The organism is Erwinia sp. S38, from assembly GCF_016624545.1.
Classification (GTDB): Bacteria; Pseudomonadota; Gammaproteobacteria; order Enterobacterales; family Enterobacteriaceae; genus Erwinia; species Erwinia coffeiphila.
Genome location: NZ_JACVTS010000002.1, coordinates 192,320 through 210,662, shown reverse-complemented (window position 1 = coordinate 210,662; position 18,343 = coordinate 192,320). Strand labels below are relative to the sequence as shown.

17 protein-coding genes and 1 pseudogene are annotated in these 18,343 nt (G+C 54.1%); 10 read left to right on the top strand and 8 right to left on the bottom strand.

The annotated features are described in order from the left end of the window. Window positions 1-94: 94 nt before the first annotated feature. Together IBT46_RS03070 and yebS are read right to left on the bottom strand one after the other, a co-directional pair. Complete coding sequence (locus IBT46_RS03070; RefSeq protein ID WP_200543903.1) at window positions 95-2,728, bottom strand: PqiB family protein; 2,634 nt, start codon at window positions 2,726-2,728, stop codon at window positions 95-97. Further along, window positions 2,697-3,941 (bottom strand): membrane integrity lipid transport subunit YebS, encoded by a 1,245-nt coding sequence (gene yebS / locus IBT46_RS03065; RefSeq protein ID WP_200543901.1) that lies wholly within the window; start codon window positions 3,939-3,941, stop codon window positions 2,697-2,699. Before yebS ends, IBT46_RS03070 begins: the two co-directional genes overlap by 32 nt. A gap of 209 nt (window positions 3,942-4,150) precedes the next feature. Here yebS and IBT46_RS03060 point away from each other — a divergent pair, with 209 nt between their 5' ends. The 4 genes from IBT46_RS03060 to htpX all read left to right on the top strand — a co-directional run bounded on the left by IBT46_RS03060 (window position 4,151) and on the right by htpX (window position 8,606). Beyond that, window positions 4,151-4,651: a GAF domain-containing protein gene (locus IBT46_RS03060; RefSeq protein ID WP_200543899.1), complete on the top strand. Its 501-nt coding sequence runs from the start codon at window positions 4,151-4,153 to the stop codon at window positions 4,649-4,651. A 96-nt stretch (window positions 4,652-4,747) separates the two neighbouring features. Beyond that, a complete protein-coding gene (gene proQ / locus IBT46_RS03055; protein WP_200543897.1) occupies window positions 4,748-5,446 on the top strand; it encodes an RNA chaperone ProQ in 699 nt (232 codons plus the stop codon). Window positions 5,447-5,465: 19 nt separating this feature from the next. Beyond that, entirely contained in the window at window positions 5,466-7,511 is a 2,046-nt protein-coding gene (prc, locus tag IBT46_RS03050) for a carboxy terminal-processing peptidase (RefSeq protein WP_200543895.1), read from the top strand. Between the two features lie 213 nt (window positions 7,512-7,724). Next, window positions 7,725-8,606 carry a protease HtpX gene (gene htpX / locus IBT46_RS03045; protein ID WP_200543893.1) on the top strand — a complete coding sequence of 294 codons (882 nt, stop codon included), beginning with the start codon at window positions 7,725-7,727 and terminating at the stop codon, window positions 8,604-8,606. Window positions 8,607-8,796: 190 nt separating this feature from the next. On the opposite strand, the gene IBT46_RS03040 is transcribed toward htpX, so the two are convergent. Further along, window positions 8,797-10,176: an MFS transporter gene (locus IBT46_RS03040; RefSeq protein ID WP_200543891.1), complete on the bottom strand. Its 1,380-nt coding sequence runs from the start codon at window positions 10,174-10,176 to the stop codon at window positions 8,797-8,799. A gap of 188 nt (window positions 10,177-10,364) precedes the next feature. On the opposite strand from IBT46_RS03040, the gene kdgR reads away from it, so the two are divergent. Beyond that, window positions 10,365-11,156, top strand: a complete 792-nt coding sequence (gene kdgR, locus IBT46_RS03035; RefSeq protein WP_200543889.1) for a DNA-binding transcriptional regulator KdgR — start codon at window positions 10,365-10,367, stop codon at window positions 11,154-11,156. A gap of 49 nt (window positions 11,157-11,205) precedes the next feature. Here the strand turns inward: kdgR and IBT46_RS03030 are convergent, their stop codons facing one another. Continuing rightward, window positions 11,206-11,442 (bottom strand): YobH family protein, encoded by a 237-nt coding sequence (locus tag IBT46_RS03030; protein ID WP_200543887.1) that lies wholly within the window; start codon window positions 11,440-11,442, stop codon window positions 11,206-11,208. 238 nt (window positions 11,443-11,680) lie between these two features. On the opposite strand from IBT46_RS03030, the gene IBT46_RS03025 reads away from it, so the two are divergent. The 5 genes and pseudogenes from IBT46_RS03025 to rlmA all read left to right on the top strand — a co-directional run bounded on the left by IBT46_RS03025 (window position 11,681) and on the right by rlmA (window position 14,891). Further along, window positions 11,681-11,956, top strand: coding sequence for a YebO family protein (locus tag IBT46_RS03025; protein WP_200543885.1), 276 nt, complete (start codon window positions 11,681-11,683; stop codon window positions 11,954-11,956). Between the two features lie 24 nt (window positions 11,957-11,980). After that, entirely contained in the window at window positions 11,981-12,985 is a 1,005-nt protein-coding gene (locus IBT46_RS03020) for an MBL fold metallo-hydrolase (protein ID WP_200543883.1), read from the top strand. A gap of 518 nt (window positions 12,986-13,503) precedes the next feature. Further along, window positions 13,504-13,673, top strand: a pseudogene (locus IBT46_RS03015) (DUF2627 domain-containing protein). Next, window positions 13,660-13,869, top strand: a complete 210-nt coding sequence (gene cspE, locus IBT46_RS03010) for a transcription antiterminator/RNA stability regulator CspE (RefSeq protein WP_001062678.1) — start codon at window positions 13,660-13,662, stop codon at window positions 13,867-13,869. The pseudogene IBT46_RS03015 and the gene cspE overlap by 14 nt, the downstream one beginning before the upstream one ends. Before the next feature lie 167 nt (window positions 13,870-14,036). After that, window positions 14,037-14,891 (top strand): 23S rRNA (guanine(745)-N(1))-methyltransferase, encoded by an 855-nt coding sequence (gene rlmA / locus IBT46_RS03005; RefSeq protein WP_200543881.1) that lies wholly within the window; start codon window positions 14,037-14,039, stop codon window positions 14,889-14,891. Here the strand turns inward: rlmA and IBT46_RS03000 are convergent. The 4 genes from IBT46_RS03000 to manX form a co-directional block, all read right to left on the bottom strand. After that, window positions 14,872-15,330, bottom strand: a complete 459-nt coding sequence (locus IBT46_RS03000) for a DUF986 family protein (RefSeq protein ID WP_105594157.1) — start codon at window positions 15,328-15,330, stop codon at window positions 14,872-14,874. The genes rlmA and IBT46_RS03000 overlap by 20 nt on opposite strands. A gap of 66 nt (window positions 15,331-15,396) precedes the next feature. After that, entirely contained in the window at window positions 15,397-16,239 is an 843-nt protein-coding gene (locus IBT46_RS02995; protein WP_105594156.1) for a PTS mannose transporter subunit IID, read from the bottom strand. Window positions 16,240-16,254: 15 nt separating this feature from the next. After that, window positions 16,255-17,055, bottom strand: a complete 801-nt coding sequence (locus tag IBT46_RS02990) for a PTS mannose/fructose/sorbose transporter subunit IIC (protein ID WP_200543879.1) — start codon at window positions 17,053-17,055, stop codon at window positions 16,255-16,257. A 56-nt stretch (window positions 17,056-17,111) separates the two neighbouring features. Continuing rightward, complete coding sequence (gene manX, locus IBT46_RS02985; RefSeq protein WP_200543877.1) at window positions 17,112-18,071, bottom strand: PTS mannose transporter subunit IIAB; 960 nt, start codon at window positions 18,069-18,071, stop codon at window positions 17,112-17,114. Window positions 18,072-18,343: the final 272 nt, after the last annotated feature.

Below are 18,343 nucleotides of genomic sequence, written 5' to 3'. Positions count from 1 at the left end.
GGACGCAGTTTAACACAGACTTTTCTTGTGAATGCCAGAAACGCAGGTCAATGGTTCTAAAAAAACGGGCAGCCTGGGCTGCCCGATAGTGCGTTTACTGCGGCATTGCGGTGCCCCATTTCCGCCAGTCCTTCGGCTCTTCCTCTTCCAGCAGGAAGTGCTTGCCAGGGGTTGCGCGAGGCGCAAGAGGAACCGTTGGTGGGGTGGCAAAAGCAATTCCGCCCTGAATAAACTGCTGGAAGGTACCGGTTTTCACCACGCCACCAATCAGTCCGAACTTCAGGTTATAGCCGGATGCCAGCCAGAACACCGAGTTGTTGCGTACCAGATGCTGGTATTTCTTACTGATGCGCAGGGTGATCTGCACGCGATCGGCCATGCTACCCAGCGCCGTTCCGGTGACGGTACCCACTTCAATACCGCGGAACAGTACCGGTGTACCGACCGAGAGCGAACCGCCTTCCGGCGCATCCACCACCACGTTAAGGCCATCGAGATAGCGCGCATCGGTGATGGTTGACTCCTGCAGTTCGAAAGTCCGCTGCGCACGGCCTTTACCGGGGTCGACGTTGATATAAGGCTGTAACAGCGTTTCCAGATGGTTGACTCCTGCCGCAGAGATCTGCGGGGAAACAACCGAGAAGCGGCTGCCGAGGCGGGCAAAGTTTTCGACATATTCCGGATACAGCACTGCTTTAGCTATCACCTGATTATTATCGGCACCCAGCGCCAGAGACTCCAGCTGGCCGATAGTGATACCCAGATAGCGGATCGGCATGCCTGCTGCCAGCTTGCTGGCATCATAGGTTCGCAGAGTGATCTGGCTGCCTACCGCGCGTGCAGCGGTTTCTGAATCGTACAGAATGCGTTTATCACCGCGCGTCAGGCCCGCGCCGGCTCCGCTGAGATTATCGAAACTGATCGCCCCTTTCAGCGCCCGGTTCAGTGGCGACGCCTGCACGGTCAGGCCGCTACCGTTCAGCTGCACGCGTGCGCCACCTTCGGCCCAGAACACGCTGTTCTGCGTCAGCAGGCGGCGGTACTCCGGTTTAATATGCACACTAACGTCAAACGCATCGGCGCGCGGGGTAACGTTAATAATTTCACCCACCTGGAACTTACGGTAGAGCACCACGGAACCAGCCTGAATATCCGGCAGGCTGTTGGCCACCAGCGTTAGCGTGGTCGGCAGTTGATCGCCGGTGATCCCCTCCTGCGCTTTTTCACTGTTGGCGTAAAGCGGATAGACCTCTTTCACCTCGCCTTTGCTGCCGGGATCGAGCCGAATTCCGCCGTCAACCCATTCGCGGGCGCTGGCACCCAGCACTTCCATCCCGTCAATACCGAGCTTCACGTCCAGGCGGCTGTTGATAATAAATTTGCTGTCGCCGTGTACCAGCTGCCGGTATTCCGGCATCACCGCGAGGCTGAAGTTCACACCTTTTTCCGTCAGGGTACGGCTCAGTACCTGGCCGATACGCATGCCGTGTAGCATCAGCGGCTGCCCGGCATCAATGCCGTAGCTTTCCGGTGCGCTAAGTTTCAGGACCAGCGTATTAGCCTGCTGCAACAATGATTCGTTATCCGGCAGCACCACGAAGTGGCTTTGCGGTTCGCCTTCACCGGGAACCAGCTCCAGCGTGTTACCGGTCAGCAAACTGCTTAACGAACTGTCGTTCAGACTGATTTTCGGGCTGTGCATCTCAATACGGGTTCCGTTGCGCATCAGCCCGGTTACCGACGGGTCCAGCGTCAGTTCGCCGGAAACTTTACCGCCGTCAAGCAGGGTGAGTTTGGTCAACGTGCCGACCTCCAGACCCTGATAGATCAGCGGAGTACTGCCTTCCTTCAGATTTTTACCATCCGGCAGATCGAGGGTAATCGCCACGCCGCGCTGACTGTGTGCAAGGTCAGGATACAGGGTGTAGCTATCGTCACTCTTCGCATTCTCAGAGGATTCCGGCGAATCGAAGGCTACCGCCCCGTTGACCAGCGCCGCGACGCTTTCCAGTTCGACTTTTGCACCACTCAGCCCCACATCGGCCTTCACGCCGGAGACGTTCCAGAAGCGGCTGTCTTTCTTCACCAGATTAGTGAAGCGGCGCTCAATCAGCACATCAATGGTGACGTTGTGATTGCCGGGATTGATGCTGTAATCATAAACGCGGCCCACCGGTATTTTACGGAAATAGACCAGCGAACCGCTGTTCAGTGAGCCAAGATCCGGTGCGTGCAGGTGGATCATCATTTCGCCGGTGTTAACGCGATACTTCGGCTGGGTATCCAGCGCCACGAAGTTTTCCCTCGGTTCGCCTTTGCCAGGCATCATACCGATATAGTTACCGCCTACCAGCGCATCCAGCCCGGACACCCCCGCCAGTGAGGCTTTCGGCGTGACCAGCCAGAACTGGGTATCTTCACGCAGCGCATCCCGCATATCGCTTTTGATACTGGCTTTGATTTTGATGGTGCGCAGATCTTCAGTCATGCTGATCCCCTGCACCAGACCGACTTCAACGCCCTGGTAGCGAACCGGCGTGCGGCCGGGAACAATACCGTCAGCGGTGGCAAAATCGATGGTCACCGTGGTTCCGCGTTCCTGGTAGTTAGTCCAGATCAGCCAGCCCGCTATCAGTAAAGCAATAAACGGCAGCAGCCAGAACGGCGAAATTTTTCGCCGGTTGACGACGCGTGCGCTAGTCGGTGTAGTCGGCGTTTCCTGTTGCATGAGCATCCCAAAGTAAACGGCTATCAAGCCACTCAACGGCAAGAATAGTCAGTATAACCGCAGAGCCAAAGTAGAAGGCTGCCGGTCCCATAGTAAAAGCCAGAAGCTGGTCACGATTAACCAGCGACATGGTCAGTGAAATAACGAATAAATCCAGCATTGACCAGCGGCCCACCCACTTCACCACGCGCAGCAGGCGGATGCGGGTTTTCAGCCCCTGTTCGCAGTTGAAATGGATGCTGAGCAGCAGGCTGAACAGCACGATAACCTTAGTAAACGGTACGAGGATACTGGCAATAAACACCACCGCCGCCACGGGAATATTGCCCGACGCGAGCGACATGATGCCCGAAAGAATGGTGTCCTCCTGACGTGCACCGTTCAGATAGATAATCGAAATCGGCAGCAGGTTTGCGGGGATCAGCAATACAATCGATGCAATCAGCGCTGACCAGGATTTTTGCAGGCTGAAGTGGCGGCGAAAGGGCAGCGGCGTATGGCAGCGAGGGCAGCGGCCGCGGTCATCGGCCACGCCGGTATGGTGGCAGCTCAGGCAGACGCGTAGCGAAGCCGGGGGTGCATGCTGTGCCGGCTGCGGATAAAAACGATGCCACAGCTGTTCTACATTAAGGTGGATCAGCGTCAGCAGACTGAGTAGGGTCAGCGAAATAAACGCCACCAGCCCGCTGCCGGGGTCAATCGAGGCATAATCCTGCACTTTAATTGAAGCAACGGCGACGCCAACCAGATAAATATCCAGCATCACCCACTCTTTTAGTCTGTCGAGCATCAGCAGGACCGGACGCAGGTTCATCCCCAGCTTTTCGCCAAAGTAGAGGTAGCTGATCGAGGCCACCAGCGTCACGGGTGCACCAATCGTGCAGAAGGCGACCATGGAGGCGGTAATCACGTCGCCCTGCTGTGCCATCTGCATGATGCCGCCCAGCAGGCTGGCGCGAATATTGGTCCCGAGCAGGTGGACGGTCATTAACGGTACGCTGAAGGCGAAAGGCATCAGCAGCATCATGGTCACCGCCATCGCCGTCAGACGGGTCATCGACCAGTCGCGTCCGTTCAGAATGCGAGCGTTACAGCACGGGCAGTGCGCGGACTGTCTGGATTTCACATCTGGTAAGGAAAAAAGGGTATCGCATTGCGGACATCGCTGATAACGTGCCTGTGGCAGAGCATGACTGATGACGTGTATTTTCATATTCCTGGTCGTGCTTAGGCCCAAACAGCGCAGGTGCAGGGCAGATTTAGGCAAGTCGCGTGACTCGTTTGAATCGTGCAGATCGCTTCACACAACTCTAAGGTTATATTAACTAACGACATGAATCATCCTGTCTCGCTGGCATTTATCACAATTTTATTCAACGAAGCGTCTGCGGGCTTCGCGACAGATTTAATAATGGTTAAACAATGACAAAAACAGAATTCTATACCGACCTGAACCGGGATATGCGTGCCTTATTGACGGGTGAAACCAGCTTCCTGGCCGCCATGGGTAACTGTAGCGCACTCCTGTTTGAACGTCTTGATGGGGTTAACTGGGCCGGTTTCTATCTGTTAACGGAAGAAAATACCCTCGTGCTGGGTCCCTTCCAGGGAAAAATCGCCTGCGTGCGCATTCCCGTGGGGCGTGGCGTTTGCGGAACGGCGGTAGCGGAAAACGCCGTGCAGCGCGTTGATGATGTGCATCTTTTCCCCGGTCATATCGCCTGTGATGCCGCCAGCAATGCTGAAATCGTGCTGCCTCTGGTGGTTAACGGTAGCGTTATTGGCGTGTTAGATATCGATAGCGTGGAGTATAACCGTTTCGATATTGAGGATGAAATTGGGCTGAAAGCCTTAACTGACGGGCTATGCGAGGTGCTGGCCGGCACAGATGTGGAAAAATTTATTCGCATGAAACGCACCTAAAGCGCTGGATCACGTAGCAATTGTCGATGGGGTCATTATAATGACGCCTGTTCATGCCTGCGCTGATTGGCAAACCCGTTGTAATCAGGAAATTTCATGGAAAATCAACCTAAGTTGAATAGCACTAAAGAAGTCATTGCCTTTCTGGCAGAGCGTTTCCCTCAGTGCTTTAGCGCTGAAGGCGAAGCGCGACCATTAAAGATTGGGATCTTTCAGGATTTAGTTGACCGCGTACAGGGCGAAATGGGGCTGAGTAAAACCCAGCTTCGCTCTGCACTGCGTCTTTATACCTCCAGCTGGCGTTATCTGTACGGCATTAAAGCCGGTGCCGACCGCGTAGATCTGGACGGTAACGCCTGTGGCAAGCTCGATGAGCAGCATGTTGAACATGCCCGCAAACAGCTTGAAGAAGCAAAAGCACGCGTTCAGGCACAGCGCGAGCAGCAGCAGGCGAAAAAACGTGAAGCCGGTGAAGAAACCGCGCCGCGTCGCCCACGCAAGCCTGCCCGCAAACCTGCAGCCGAAGGTGAGCAGCCGCGCAAACCGCGCAGCAAGCCTGCCCGTCCGCATACCGAGCGCGCTCCGGCAGCAGCAGCTGCACGTGAAGAGCCTCAGCCGTCGCGTAGCAAACCCGTTACCGACACCTCAGCATTGCAAGTTGGCCAGAGCATTAAAGTAACCGCGGGCAAAAATGCCATGGACGCGACCATTCTTGAAATCAGTAAAGATGGCGTTCGGGTTCAACTGGCTTCCGGCCTGGCAATGATAGTACGCGCAGAACACTTGCAGTTCTGATACGGAGGCTAATCAGGGCATGAACACTCTTTTTAAAAGCACCATCATTGCGGGCCTGTTGTTTGCAGGTAACCTCTACGCCGCGGACAATATCACCCGCGCCGATCAGATCCCGCAGCTGCATCAGGAAGCCCAACACGCGACCGTTAGTGAACGCGTGACTTCCCGCTTTACCCGTTCCCACTATCGTCAGTTCGATCTGGATAAAGATTTTTCAGCAAAAATCTTCGATCGCTATCTGAATCTGCTCGACTACAGCCACAACGTGTTGTTAGCGTCTGACATTGCACAGTACGCGGATAAAAAAACAACACTGGGTGAAGAATTAAAAACCGGCCAGCTTTCTGTCTTTTACGATTTATATAATCTGACCCAGAAACGCCGCTTTGAGCGTTATCAATATGCGTTGTCGGTACTTAATAAGCCGATGAGCTTCACCGGTAACGACACAATCGATATTGACCGCAGTAAGGCCGCCTGGCCGAAAACCACCGACGAACTCAATGCGCTGTGGGATGCCAAGGTCAAATATGATGAGCTGAGCCTGAAGCTGACCGGTAAAGATGATAAAGAGATCCGTGAGGTTCTCACCAAGCGTTATCAGTTTGCCGAGCGTCGCCTGGCGCAAAGCAACAGCGAAGACGTTTTCCAGCTGGCGATGACCGCCTTTGCTCATGAAATCGATCCGCACACCAACTATCTCTCCCCGCGCAATACCGAACAGTTTAACACCGAGATGAGCCTTTCTCTGGAAGGTATCGGTGCGGTGCTGCAAATGGACGATGATTATACGGTAATCAACTCCATGGTGGCCGGTGGCCCGGCGGCGAAAAGTAAAGCTATCACCGTTGGCGATCGTATCGTTGGTGTAGGTCAGCCGGGTAAACCGATCGTGGACGTTATCGGATGGCGTCTGGACGACGTTGTTGCGCAGATCAAAGGACCGAAGGGCAGTAAAGTTCGCCTGGAAGTGCTGCCGGCAGGTAAGGGGACAAAAACCCGAATCATCACCCTGACGCGTGAGAAAATCCGCCTTGAAGATCGTGCGGTGAAAATGTCCGTGCACAACGTCGGTAAAGAGAAAGTCGGCGTGCTGGATATTCCGGGCTTCTATGTGGGCCTGACCGACGACGTGAAGGTGCAGCTGCAAAAACTGCAAAAGCAGAACGTTGACAGCATCGTGATTGATCTGCGTACCAACGGCGGCGGTGCACTGACCGAAGCGGTTTCGCTCTCTGGTCTGTTTATTCCAGGCGGTCCGGTAGTCCAGGTTCGTGACAATAACGGCAAGGTGCGTGAAGACAGCGATAACGACGGTATTACCTATTACAAAGGGCCGCTGGTGGTGCTGGTTGACCGCTTCAGCGCCTCTGCGTCGGAAATCTTTGCTGCGGCAATGCAGGACTACGGTCGTGCACTGATTGTCGGCGAACCGACCTTCGGTAAGGGCACCGTACAGCAGTACCGTTCTCTGAATCGCATTTACGATCAGATGCTGCGCCCTGAATGGCCTGCGCTGGGTTCCGTGCAGTACACTATTCAGAAGTTCTACCGTATCAATGGCGGCAGTACGCAGCGTAAAGGCGTGACGCCTGACCTGCTGATGCCTACCGGTGTGGAAGCCATCGAGACCGGTGAGAAGTTTGAGGACAACGCGCTGCCGTGGGATAGCGTGAATGCCGCAACCTACACCAAAATTGGCGATTTGAAGCCGCTGGAACCGCAGCTGTTGAAAGATCACCAGGACCGCATTGCGAAAGATGCTGAGTTCCAGTACATCATCAAGGATATCGCGCGCTTCAATGCCAATAAGGATAAGCGTAATATTATTTCGCTTAATCTGGCCGAGCGCGAAAAAGAGAACCGTGAAGATGATGCGCTGCGCCTCGAGCGGATCAACGCCAGACTGAAAGCGGAAGGTAAAAAACCGCTGGCTAAGCTGGACGATTTGCCTAAGGATTATAAAGAACCCGACCCGTATCTTGATGAAACGGTCAAAATTGCCAATGACCTGGCCCAGCTGGAAAAACAGCAGCCCGCGGTCACACCGGCAGCGGTCAACTAAGACCAACAGGCACAGCAAATGCTGTGCCTTTTTTTATCCGTGTATACTCTGCGTCAGTAACTGCATTTAAAACCTGCCAATAATGTAAAGTTATGTTTTTTTAAACACTTAACCGCGCGCGGGGCTTGAAATGTGCTGCGTTGACCTTACGATATCGATACACCTTTGTACCCCTGTGTACAGTGAGTAAATAACCGAGGAAGATTAAATCATATGATGCGTATTGCTCTTTTCCTGTTAACCAACCTGGGCGTTATGGTGGTTTTCGGGCTGATCCTCAGCCTGACAGGGATCCAGTCAAGCAGTGTAATGGGCCTGATGATTATGGCGGGTCTGTTTGGCTTCGGCGGTGCGTTCGTTTCATTGCTGATGTCGAAATGGATTGCGCTTCGTTCCGTAGGTGGTGAAGTGATTGAGCAGCCGCGCAACGAAACTGAACGCTGGCTGATTGACACCATTGCCCACCAGGCGCAGCAGGTCGGTATTGCCATGCCGCAGGTTGCCGTTTACCACGCGCCGGACATTAACGCCTTTGCTACGGGCGCGCGCCGCGATGCTTCGCTGGTTGCCGTTTCTACCGGGCTGTTGCAGAACATGAGCCGCGATGAGGCCGAAGCGGTTCTGGCCCACGAAGTGAGCCATATTGCCAACGGTGACATGGTGACCATGACGCTGATCCAGGGCATCGTGAACACCTTTGTGATCTTTATTTCGCGCATTTTGGCCCAGCTGGCAGCCGGATTCCTCTCCGGGAGTCGCGACAATGAGGAAAGCAGCAACGGTAACCCGCTGGTCTATTTTGCCGTATCGATGGTGCTGGAACTGGTGTTCGGTATTGTTGCCAGCATTATCACTATGTGGTTCTCCCGTCATCGTGAGTTCCATGCCGATGCCGGTGCGGCGCGTCTGGCCGGCCGCGAGAAGATGATTGCTGCGCTACAGCGTCTGAAAACCAGCTATGAGCCGCAGGAAGCCAGCAGCATGATGGCCTTCTGCATCAACGGCAAATCCAAGTCGCTGAGCGAGCTGTTTATGTCGCATCCACCGCTGGATAAGCGCATTGAAGCGCTGCGCACCGGTGAATATCTGAAGTAATTCTCCGGCAGCACTGGCCCTTTCGGTCGCGCTGCTAAGTGAGTAAAAAAGCCACCGTCTGTATTGCACTGCTCTCTGAAAGTTGGACATCCAACGTCAAGGGGGCAGTTCATACGACAGTGGCTTTTTTTATGGCCAAACGACGTGTCGTCGGGTCATTTTTGAACGCTGGTATCGGGTTTGCGCAGTTTTATCCGTGAACGCTGCGCGGCTGACGAATACGCAGTGCACTGACCACCGCGGCAACGGTGGCAAAGCTGCCCGCCAACAACAGTGAAAAATGCGTTCCGTGGTTGGCGAACAGATTAAACATCAGCGCGACCAGCGCCGCGCCGCTGGTTTGCCCAAGCAGGCGAGCGGTGCCCAGCATCCCACTGGCTCCGCCGCTGCGGTTGCGCGGTGCGGAAGAGATAATGGTGTGATTGTTCGGCGACTGGAACAGCCCAAAGCCCGCTCCGCACAGCATCATCCGCCACACCACGTCGGCATCCGCAGGCGCGGTGGGCAGCAGCGCCAGCGCAAACAGACCGCTGGCAAACATCGCCAGGCCAATTGCGCCGAGCAGGCCGGCATGCACCCGCTCAATTAGTCGTCCGGCAATCGGTGCCATCACCATCGTTGCCAGAGGCCAGGGCGTCAGCAACAGTCCGGTTGACACTTCACTACGGCCCAGCACGTTTTGCAGATAAAACGGGAGCGAAACCATTGCCAACATCTGCGCGCAGAAGGAGCAGATAGAGGTCCCGAGGGACAGCGCAAAAATCGGGATGCGCAGCAGATCGACCGGCAGGAGCGGGAACGGCAGGCGCAGCTGACGGCGAATAAACAGCGTGCCGATAATCAGCAGCAGCACCAGTTCCACCAGCAACAGCGTGCCGTTCTGCCCCTGGGCAAAGCCGCTCAGCAGCGAGATCAGCAGGCCAAAGGTGAGGGCGTTCATTACCGCGCTGGGGATATCAAAGCGCTGGCCCTGGGATTTCTGTGGATTGTCTGGCAGGAAGCGTAGGGCGAGGCATAACGCGGCGATACCGACCGGTACGTTAATCAGAAACAGCCATTTCCACGAGGCGACGGAAAGAATCGCAGCGGCTACCGTAGGACCGGCTGCACTGGAAACCGCCACAATAAGCGAGTTAATGCCCATGCCGCGGCCCAGGTGCCGCTGAGGATAAATAATGCGAATTAACGCGGTATTGACGCTCATTAGCGCAGCGCCGCCGAAGCCCTGTAGCACGCGTGCAATGGTTAGCATGGTCAGCGAGTCGGACAGCGCGCAAAACACGGAAGTACAGGTAAACAGCACCAGACCACACTGATAGACGCGGCGATAGCCGATCATATCGCCGATAAAAGACAGTGAAAGCAGAGAGATAATGATTGCCAGCTGGTAGGCGTTCACAATCCAGATTGACTCTGCCGGGCTGGCATTAAGTTCGCGAGCAATGGTAGGCAGTGCGACGTTGGCAATCGCACCATCCAGCACGGCGACGGTGATGCCCAGTGCAATAGCCAAAATCGCACCGTAACGCTGCGGAACGGGAAGCCCGTCGTTAACAGAAATTGCAGACATAGAGAGGAAGTAATGTAAGAGGTGAATATTACCATGCTAATGCTTTTTGTGATTTTTGCCAGAGGTAAACGACTGAAAACTATCACCGGATGTGTCGGCATCCCGGCGACTGCCGTTGCGGCACCGTGGGGCGGTACGTATACTGGAAATAGCGTTCCATTTTTTATAAAACACAAAGGTAAAGCGCAATGGCCAGTACCGATTCAGATAAGCAACCGGATGCCGTCTCTTCGGTGATGAAAGTGTTTGGTATTTTGCAGGCGCTGGGAGAAGAGCGGGAAAACGGTATTACCGAGCTGTCCCAGCGGGTGATGATGTCGAAAAGCACCGTATACCGCTTTTTGCAGACCATGAAAACGCTGGGCTATGTGTCGCAGGAAGGCGAAACGGAAAAATATGCCCTGACGCTGAAACTGTTTGAGCTGGGAGCAAAAGCGCTGCAAAACGTCGATCTGATCCGCAGCGCCGATATTCAGATGCGTGAGATTTCCCGCCTTACCCGGGAAACTATCCACCTGGGCGCGCTGGAAGAGGATAGTATTGTCTATATCCATAAGATTGACTCGCTTTACAATCTGCGGATGTACTCGCGTATTGGCCGACGCAACCCGCTCTACAGCACGGCCATTGGCAAAGTGCTGTTGGCGTGGCGAAATTATGATGAGGTGCGCGAAATCCTCGCCGATGTGGAGTTCGTTCTCAGTACGACTAAGACGCTGAACGGGGTGGATGAGCTGCTATCCGCACTCGATCGCGTCAGATCGCAGGGCTTTGGCGAAGATAATGAAGAGCAGGAAGAAGGGATTCGCTGTATCGCTGTGCCGGTCTTTGACCGCTTTGGCGTGGTTATCGCCGGGCTGAGCATCTCCTTCCCGACGATTCGCTTTGCAGAAGAGAATAAGCAGCACTATGTCTCAATGCTGCACCGGGCGGCTAAGACGATTTCTTCCCAGCTGGGGTATCACGACTATCCATTTTAAGCTGCGGTATGTTGAGTTGCGGGCCGACGACAGGTCGGCCCGTCTGATTTCAGTTGTCGACGACTTCGATACTTTTTCTGAGCAGAGGGCAATCGGTCACGCCGATGATTCCGCTGTCGGTGTGCAGATACTGCGCAATCACGACGCCGCGCGCCGTCAGATACTGGCACTGCAGGCCCATTCCCGCCACGTTCTTATTGCTGCCGGTTAATACGCCATAGCCGGTAACCAGCATGGCCAGCCAGATAATCACCAGTAGAGCAATGAGTCGCGTCAATACTTTCATGCTATCCCCTTTATTGTTGTTTATCAGCAGCCTGGCCCGGACATCAGGGCGCTGCTTATTCAGCATGCCGCGACATGCCTCACAAAGCGATAAGAGGATACTGAAACAACTCGTCTTATTCTGCGCAGCGGCTGCGTAAATTTTGTGAGGTAGCTATCAATTGGCGTGGCAGCGGGTAGAATCTACAGCCGCAGTGTCGCTGGATAATCGGCGGCGTAAATTCAGTTTTGAGGTTGGTATGAACGAAATGGTAAATGACGTGCAGGGTCTGACATCGACTGCGCTGATCATGGCACTGGTTATCATCGGTCTGGTGGTGTGGTTTTTTGTCAATCGCGCCAGCGTGCGAGCTAATCAGCAGATTCAGCTGCTGGAAGCGTTACTTGAAGAGCAGAAACGCCAGAACGCATTGCTGCGCAAACTCACCGAGAATGCCGCAGACAAGGCGCAGCCGGAGCCGGCACCGGAAGATGATGCCGAAAAAGACTTTATCCGTATGATCCCGGAGCGTTAATTCTGCAGCAATAAGGTGAACGCAATGGCCTGGAAAAATCCATGGTACGATCCTGCTCTTTCTCACCATACCCCCGACGGTTTTTGTAATCCGGAACCCGAACTGCGACAGCCGGGGGACTTGCAACGCTGGCAACGTGAGAGAAAGGCGCAGGGCTTGCCTAAGCCGCCGGCAGCGGGATATGAACAGTTTACACGCCAGTGGTGGCAGCCAGCCGATCTCAGCGGCAGCGAAGATGCCGTATGGTGGCTGGGGCATGCCTGTTTGCTGTTGCGCCTTGATGGGCGCTATACGCTGATCGATCCGGCACTCTCGTCGCGCGCTTCGCCGCTGCCGTTTGCCGGGCCGCAGCGTAAAACGCCCCCTGCGCTGGCGATTGATGATTTGCCCTCGCTGGATAGCGTGCTGATTTCCCATAACCATTACGATCATCTTGATCGACCTACCATCAAAAAAATTCTTCGTCGCTTTCCTGATGTACGATTTGTGGTGCCGCTGGGGCTGGCGAAATGGTTTACACGCCTTGGGGCGGCTCACGTTGAGGAGCTTGACTGGTGGCAAAGCACCCGTTTGGGAGAAGTCACCGTCCATGCCGTCCCCGCCCGCCACTGGAGTATGCGCTCGCTGTGTGACCGCAACCGCTCTTTGTGGTGTGGCTGGGTGGTGACCCATCCGCGACTGAACTTCTGGTTCAGCGGCGACAGTGGATACTCCGATCGTCTGCTTGAGATCCCCAACAGGCTGGGGCCCTTTAATCTGGCGGCGTTGCCCATTGGGGCTTATGCACCAAAATGGTTCATGCGGGGGCAGCACATGGACCCCGATCAGGCCGTTTCACTTCATCAGGCGATGGGGCAGCCGCAGACTGTAGCGATACACTGGGGCGTATTTGAACTGGCTGATGAGTCACTGGATGAACCGCCGCAGGTTTTGCAGCAGGCATTAGCGCAAGCTGGGTTGACGGCAGAGCGTTTTCAGGCGTGGCGAATAGGCTCCCGAGTATTGCTCAACAATATATGTCAAGATTAATCCTAATGTATTTTTCTATATGTAATAGCTAATAATGAGAGCCGCGTCTAATAGCGTAATTAAATTGAAAAAATAAGGTTAATTTAAAAACTTGTTGAAATGCCTTTAAATGGGGCAGGGTTGTCGCGAATCTCCTGTTTTTGGTGCAGCCTAATTATGGGATGAAACAAGTGGTACATTGTAAGTCGACATCAGGGCTGCTGTGGTGAAAAAGTCATTGAGGCCCATAGATTTTATTTAACAATACTTTGCCATAATTACGTAATACTTGCAGTTTATTATCGTATTATGCCCGCTATTTGGCAGCGTTTTATGTGGCTGAAGCCCATGCTGCCTCTGGGTTTACTGGGGATGAAAATATGTGCAGCATTGACGGGTGTGCTGGCATAAAAGTGACATTTACCTCGTTTGCTGTTTCAATTGTGTGCGACATATCAATGCTTGCCTAAAAATAACTTGCCATTAATTAGCGGATATGTGATAAACGCATTTGAGTAAAACGAGGTACAGTTCTGTTTATGTGTGGCATCTTCAGTAAAGAAGTTCTGAGTAAAGACGTTGACGTTGAATACCGCTTCCTTGCCGAGCCTTAATTAATGCCTCATGCAGTAATGTCTCTGGTTTTTCTGTACGTCAGGCCTACGGGCTAATAAACACTCTAAGGAATTTGCAAAATGGCAAAGATTAAAGGTCAGGTTAAGTGGTTCAACGAGTCTAAAGGTTTTGGTTTCATTACTCCTGCTGACGGCAGCAAAGACGTGTTCGTACACTTCTCTGCAATCCAGGGTAACGGCTTCAAAACTCTGGCTGAAGGCCAGAACGTTGAGTTCGAAATTCAGGACGGCCAGAAAGGCCCTGCTGCTGTGAACGTTACCGCTATCTGATTTCGATTTGAGGCTGTCACCAACGCCCTATTGCGTAGTGCAGTCTGAAATCTGAATACTAAAGCTCTGTCAGCAATGGCAGAGCTTTTTTGTTTGCGGCAAGAAGTACTGCCGCTGCGGCACACTTTCAAGTACACTGCCGCCGTCCTTGATAGCGGAGAGTTGTTATGTCCTACCTGTGTCCCCTTTGCCAACAGCCTTTACTCGCTCAGCAACGCGTTTTGCGCTGCGAGAACCAGCATCAGTTCGACCTGGCAAAAGAGGGGTATATCAATCTGCTGCCGGTGCAGCACAAGCGTTCGAAACAGCCCGGTGACAGCGCTGAGATGATGCAGGCAAGGCGTAACTTCCTTGATGCGGGGCACTACCAGCCGCTGCAACAGCGCGTGTGTGATATGCTGGATGCAGCATTACCGAACAGCACCCTGAGCGTGCTGGATATTGGCTGTGGCGAAGGCTATTACACTCAGGCAGTCGCCACCCGGCTGCAGGAAGAACGCGAGCAGGCATTGGTTTACGGACTGGATGTGGCGAAAATTGCCATCCGCTACGGTGCTAAGCGTTACGGCAACGTCGAGTTCTGCGTAGCGTCCAGCCACCGTCTGCCGTTCGGTAACAATCAGTTTGATGCGGTGCTGCGCATTTATGCGCCCTGTAAAGCGGCTGAACTGGCAAGAGTCGTTAAGCCGCAGGGATACGTGCTGACCGTGACGCCAGGCCCGCGTCACTTAATGCAGTTTAAAGCACTGATCTATCAGGATGTGAAACTGCATGACAACACGCCGGAAGAGATGCCTGGATTTACGCTTGTCGAGGAGCAGTCGCTGGGGTATTCGATGACGCTAAACAGTGAAGAGTCCGCAGCGCTGCTGCAAATGACGCCGTTTGCGTGGCGCGCCCGGCCTGAGGTGTGGGGGATACTCGCCACCACCACTGAGTTTGCCTGCGAGACGGATTTCACCCTGCGGCTGTGGCAGCGGCAGGATGATGGGGAAACCGCCGTTAGCGACTCTCCAGCATAAATTTGTAGATTGTCTCCAGATCGTCCAGCTTGCGGACATAGATCAGCAGGCGGCGATTTTCCAGCGTAATTACCAGCACGCCATCCTCAGACAAATTTATCGCGCTGATACGGTCCCAGGTGATAAAAACGTTAGCAAAAAAGAATCCGTGCTCCTTTAGCAGCAGCTTCGGCGCGCGGACCCAAAACAGCCATATCGCCATTGCACCCAGCGCCATCAGCAGCAGCGTTGTCAGCTGAGGGCCCTGCACGCGTAAATTCTGATACAGCAGGATAGCCAGCAGGCCGATGAATATTACGCTGTCGAGCTTGGTACGCCGCTGAAGCAGAATTTTCAGCTGCGTTGGCCCATTCAGGCGCGGCATGATTAGCTCGTCGTAAATGGCATAGAGCAAAATCAGAACAATAAACAGCAAAATCAGATAATCAGTCAGTTGCATAATCCCGTCCGAAAAAAAGGGCCAGACTGTGCTGGCCCTCGAAGTTAATGGTGCTGAAGTTCAGGCTCAGACGCCGAGCAGGCCAACCCAGTAGCCAAAGATACCAATAACAAAGAAGCCCATAATAATCCACAGCGCGTTCACCTTACGGCGCAGCAGCCACATGCAGCCGAAGGTCAGCAGCAGCGGGATCAGCCCAGGCATCAGCTGGTCGAGGATTGACTGCACCGTAGTGACGGTGGTTTTACCGGTCTGATCGGTGATTCGCGACACCACCAGCGGCACGTTAACATGCGTCCACTTGTTAACCAGCGCCCCCATCACAAACAGGCCGAGTATCGACGCGCCCTCCGTCAGTTTCTGCAGGAAGCCACCGCCCATATCGCTGACGATATCCACCCCTTTGCGATAGCCGTAGGCCACACCGTAGTAGCGCACCAGCAGACGAGCCAGGTTAAACAGGACAAAGAAAAGTACCGGACCCAGCAGACTGCCGCTCATGGCGATCCCTGCACCAAGCGCCGCGAATACCGGGCGAACGGTGCCCCAGAAAATCGGATCGCCGACGCCTGCCAGCGGTCCCATCAGGCCAACTTTGATGCCGTTGATGGCCGCATCGTCAATCGGCGCACCGTTGGCTCGCTGCTCTTCCATCGCCATGGTTACGCCCAGCACCGGAGCCGCTACGTATGGATGGGTGTTGAAGAACTCCAGATGGCGTTTAATCGCCTGTTTGCGGTCATCATTATTCTCGGGATAGAGGCGGCGAATCACCGGCACCATCGAGAAGCAGAAGCCCAGCGCCTGCATACGTTCGAAGTTCCACGAACCCTGGAACAGGTTTGAGCGTAAGAACACCCCGCGGATATCACCGGGGGTCAGTTTCTTTTGTGTTGTTGTCTCAACCATTTTTCTCACCTTTCCTTAATCGAGTTCGTTATCAAGGTCGTTATTTACCGGGCCCGCAGCCTGCGCACCGGCAACGCGGTTATATTTTGGTGCCAGCTGGATATACAGGATGGCCATGACCACGCCGATAACGCCCAGTGCCACCAGGTTGAAGTTGGTGAATGCGGCCGTTACGAAGCCAAGGTAGAAGAACGGCATCAGGTAGCCCGCGCGCATCATGTTAATCACCATCGCGTAACCTACAACGACGATCATGCCCCCGGCGATGTTCAGGCCGTTGGTCACCACCTCAGGAATTGAGCTCAGCAGGTCGTGGACCACGCTGGTGCCGACCGAAATCGCCACAATCAATGCCGGAATGGCGATACGCATTGCCTGCAGGACCAGTGCCGAAACGTGTATCCAGGATATGGCGGTGAGATTGCCTTTTTCCGCGGCTTTATCCGCTGCGTGCTGGAAAGCGACGGTGATGGTACGAACGATAATGGTCAGCACCTGGCCTGCCGCAGCCAGCGGAATCGCCAGCGCAATACCGGCTCCGACGCTTTGTCCACCGGCAATGACCAGGATGGTTGAGATGATGGAAGCCAGAGCCGCATCCGGTGCAACCGCAGCACCAATGTTCATCCAGCCCAGAGCGATCATCTCCAGCGTACCGCCGATGATGATCCCGGTTTTGATATCACCCAAAACCGCACCGATTAATGTACAGGCCACCAGGGGCCGGTGAAACTGAAATTCATCGAGGATCGAGCCCATGCCCGCAATACAGGCGACGATAAATATCAGAACAATTTGCAGCGTGGTAATCTCCATTACACTTTTCCTCTTAGATACAGAACGGAGTTCAACCTGAACTTTCAGGCCACGGGCTACTGATTCAGACGGGCGATCAGGTCCATCATTTTCAGTTTCTGATCGCTGGAAACTTTACGCACTTCCAGTTCTATTCCGCGCGCGTTGAGTTTGTTAAACGCCTCAATATCTTTTGCATCCACCGATACGGCATTGTTCACCTGGGTTTTCCCCTGGCGGAACGCCATTCCGCCGATATTGACGCTGGTAATGCCAACACCGTCTTCCACCAGCCTTTCGACATCGGTCGGGTTGGTAAACAGCAGCATCACTTTTTCACCGGCATATTTCGGGTTGTTCCACACGCGGACCATCTTCGCGACATCCACCACGTGCGCAGTCACACCGGGAGGAGCAACCTGGGTCAGCAGCGTTTTACGCACGTTATCGGCGGCCACTTCGTCACTGACCACAATGATGCGCGTGACGTTGGTTTCCTTGGTCCAGCGGGTGGCGACCTGGCCGTGAATCAGGCGGTCATCAATACGCGCCAGGCCAATCACCATATGTTCGCCGGGTTTAAGTGGGGCAGATGGAGGCGCTGAGGTTTTAACTGCGGGGGCAGGGGCTGGCTGAGGCGGTTTGGCTTTGAGCGCCTTGACGCCTTCACGGCCGGTTTCAACCGCCAGCGCTACCAGTTCGTCGAAGGACGGATTGTCATCGCGGGCCATCAGCACTTCGACCAGCATCGGGATATTCACCCCGGCAACGACTTCGTGATGTTCTTTATCAACCACCAGACGACTGGCGGCGTTAAACGGGCTACCGCCCCAGGTATCAACCAGGAACAGCACACCCTGACTCACGTCGAGGTCGTGTATTCGCGCCTGATACTTTTCGATTAACGTTTCTGCATTTTCCCCCGGGACAAAGTCGATCCAACCGACGTTATCCTGCTCACCCAGGAGCATTTCGGCCGTTTTCAGCAGCTGTTCCGCTGCCCAGCCGTGTGTGCCGATGATGATAGCAATAGTCACTTGCTACTCCTTATCCAGTTGACGACGGCTCTCTGGAGTTCAAGCCGCGCGAGGCTCAGCCGATCAATACCCTGACTATCCGAAATTTAATCTTCGCCAACGTCGGATACTTAAGGTATTTGCGTGATTCAGCATGAAAGAGGTCACACTTATTTTTCTACTTCGTGCCGGTAAACTTGCAATGGCACGCTTAACACACCAGTTAACGCGATTTATTTTAGTACGTGAAAAAATAAATTATGTGACCTTGCTCAGTAATTTAGACCGTAATT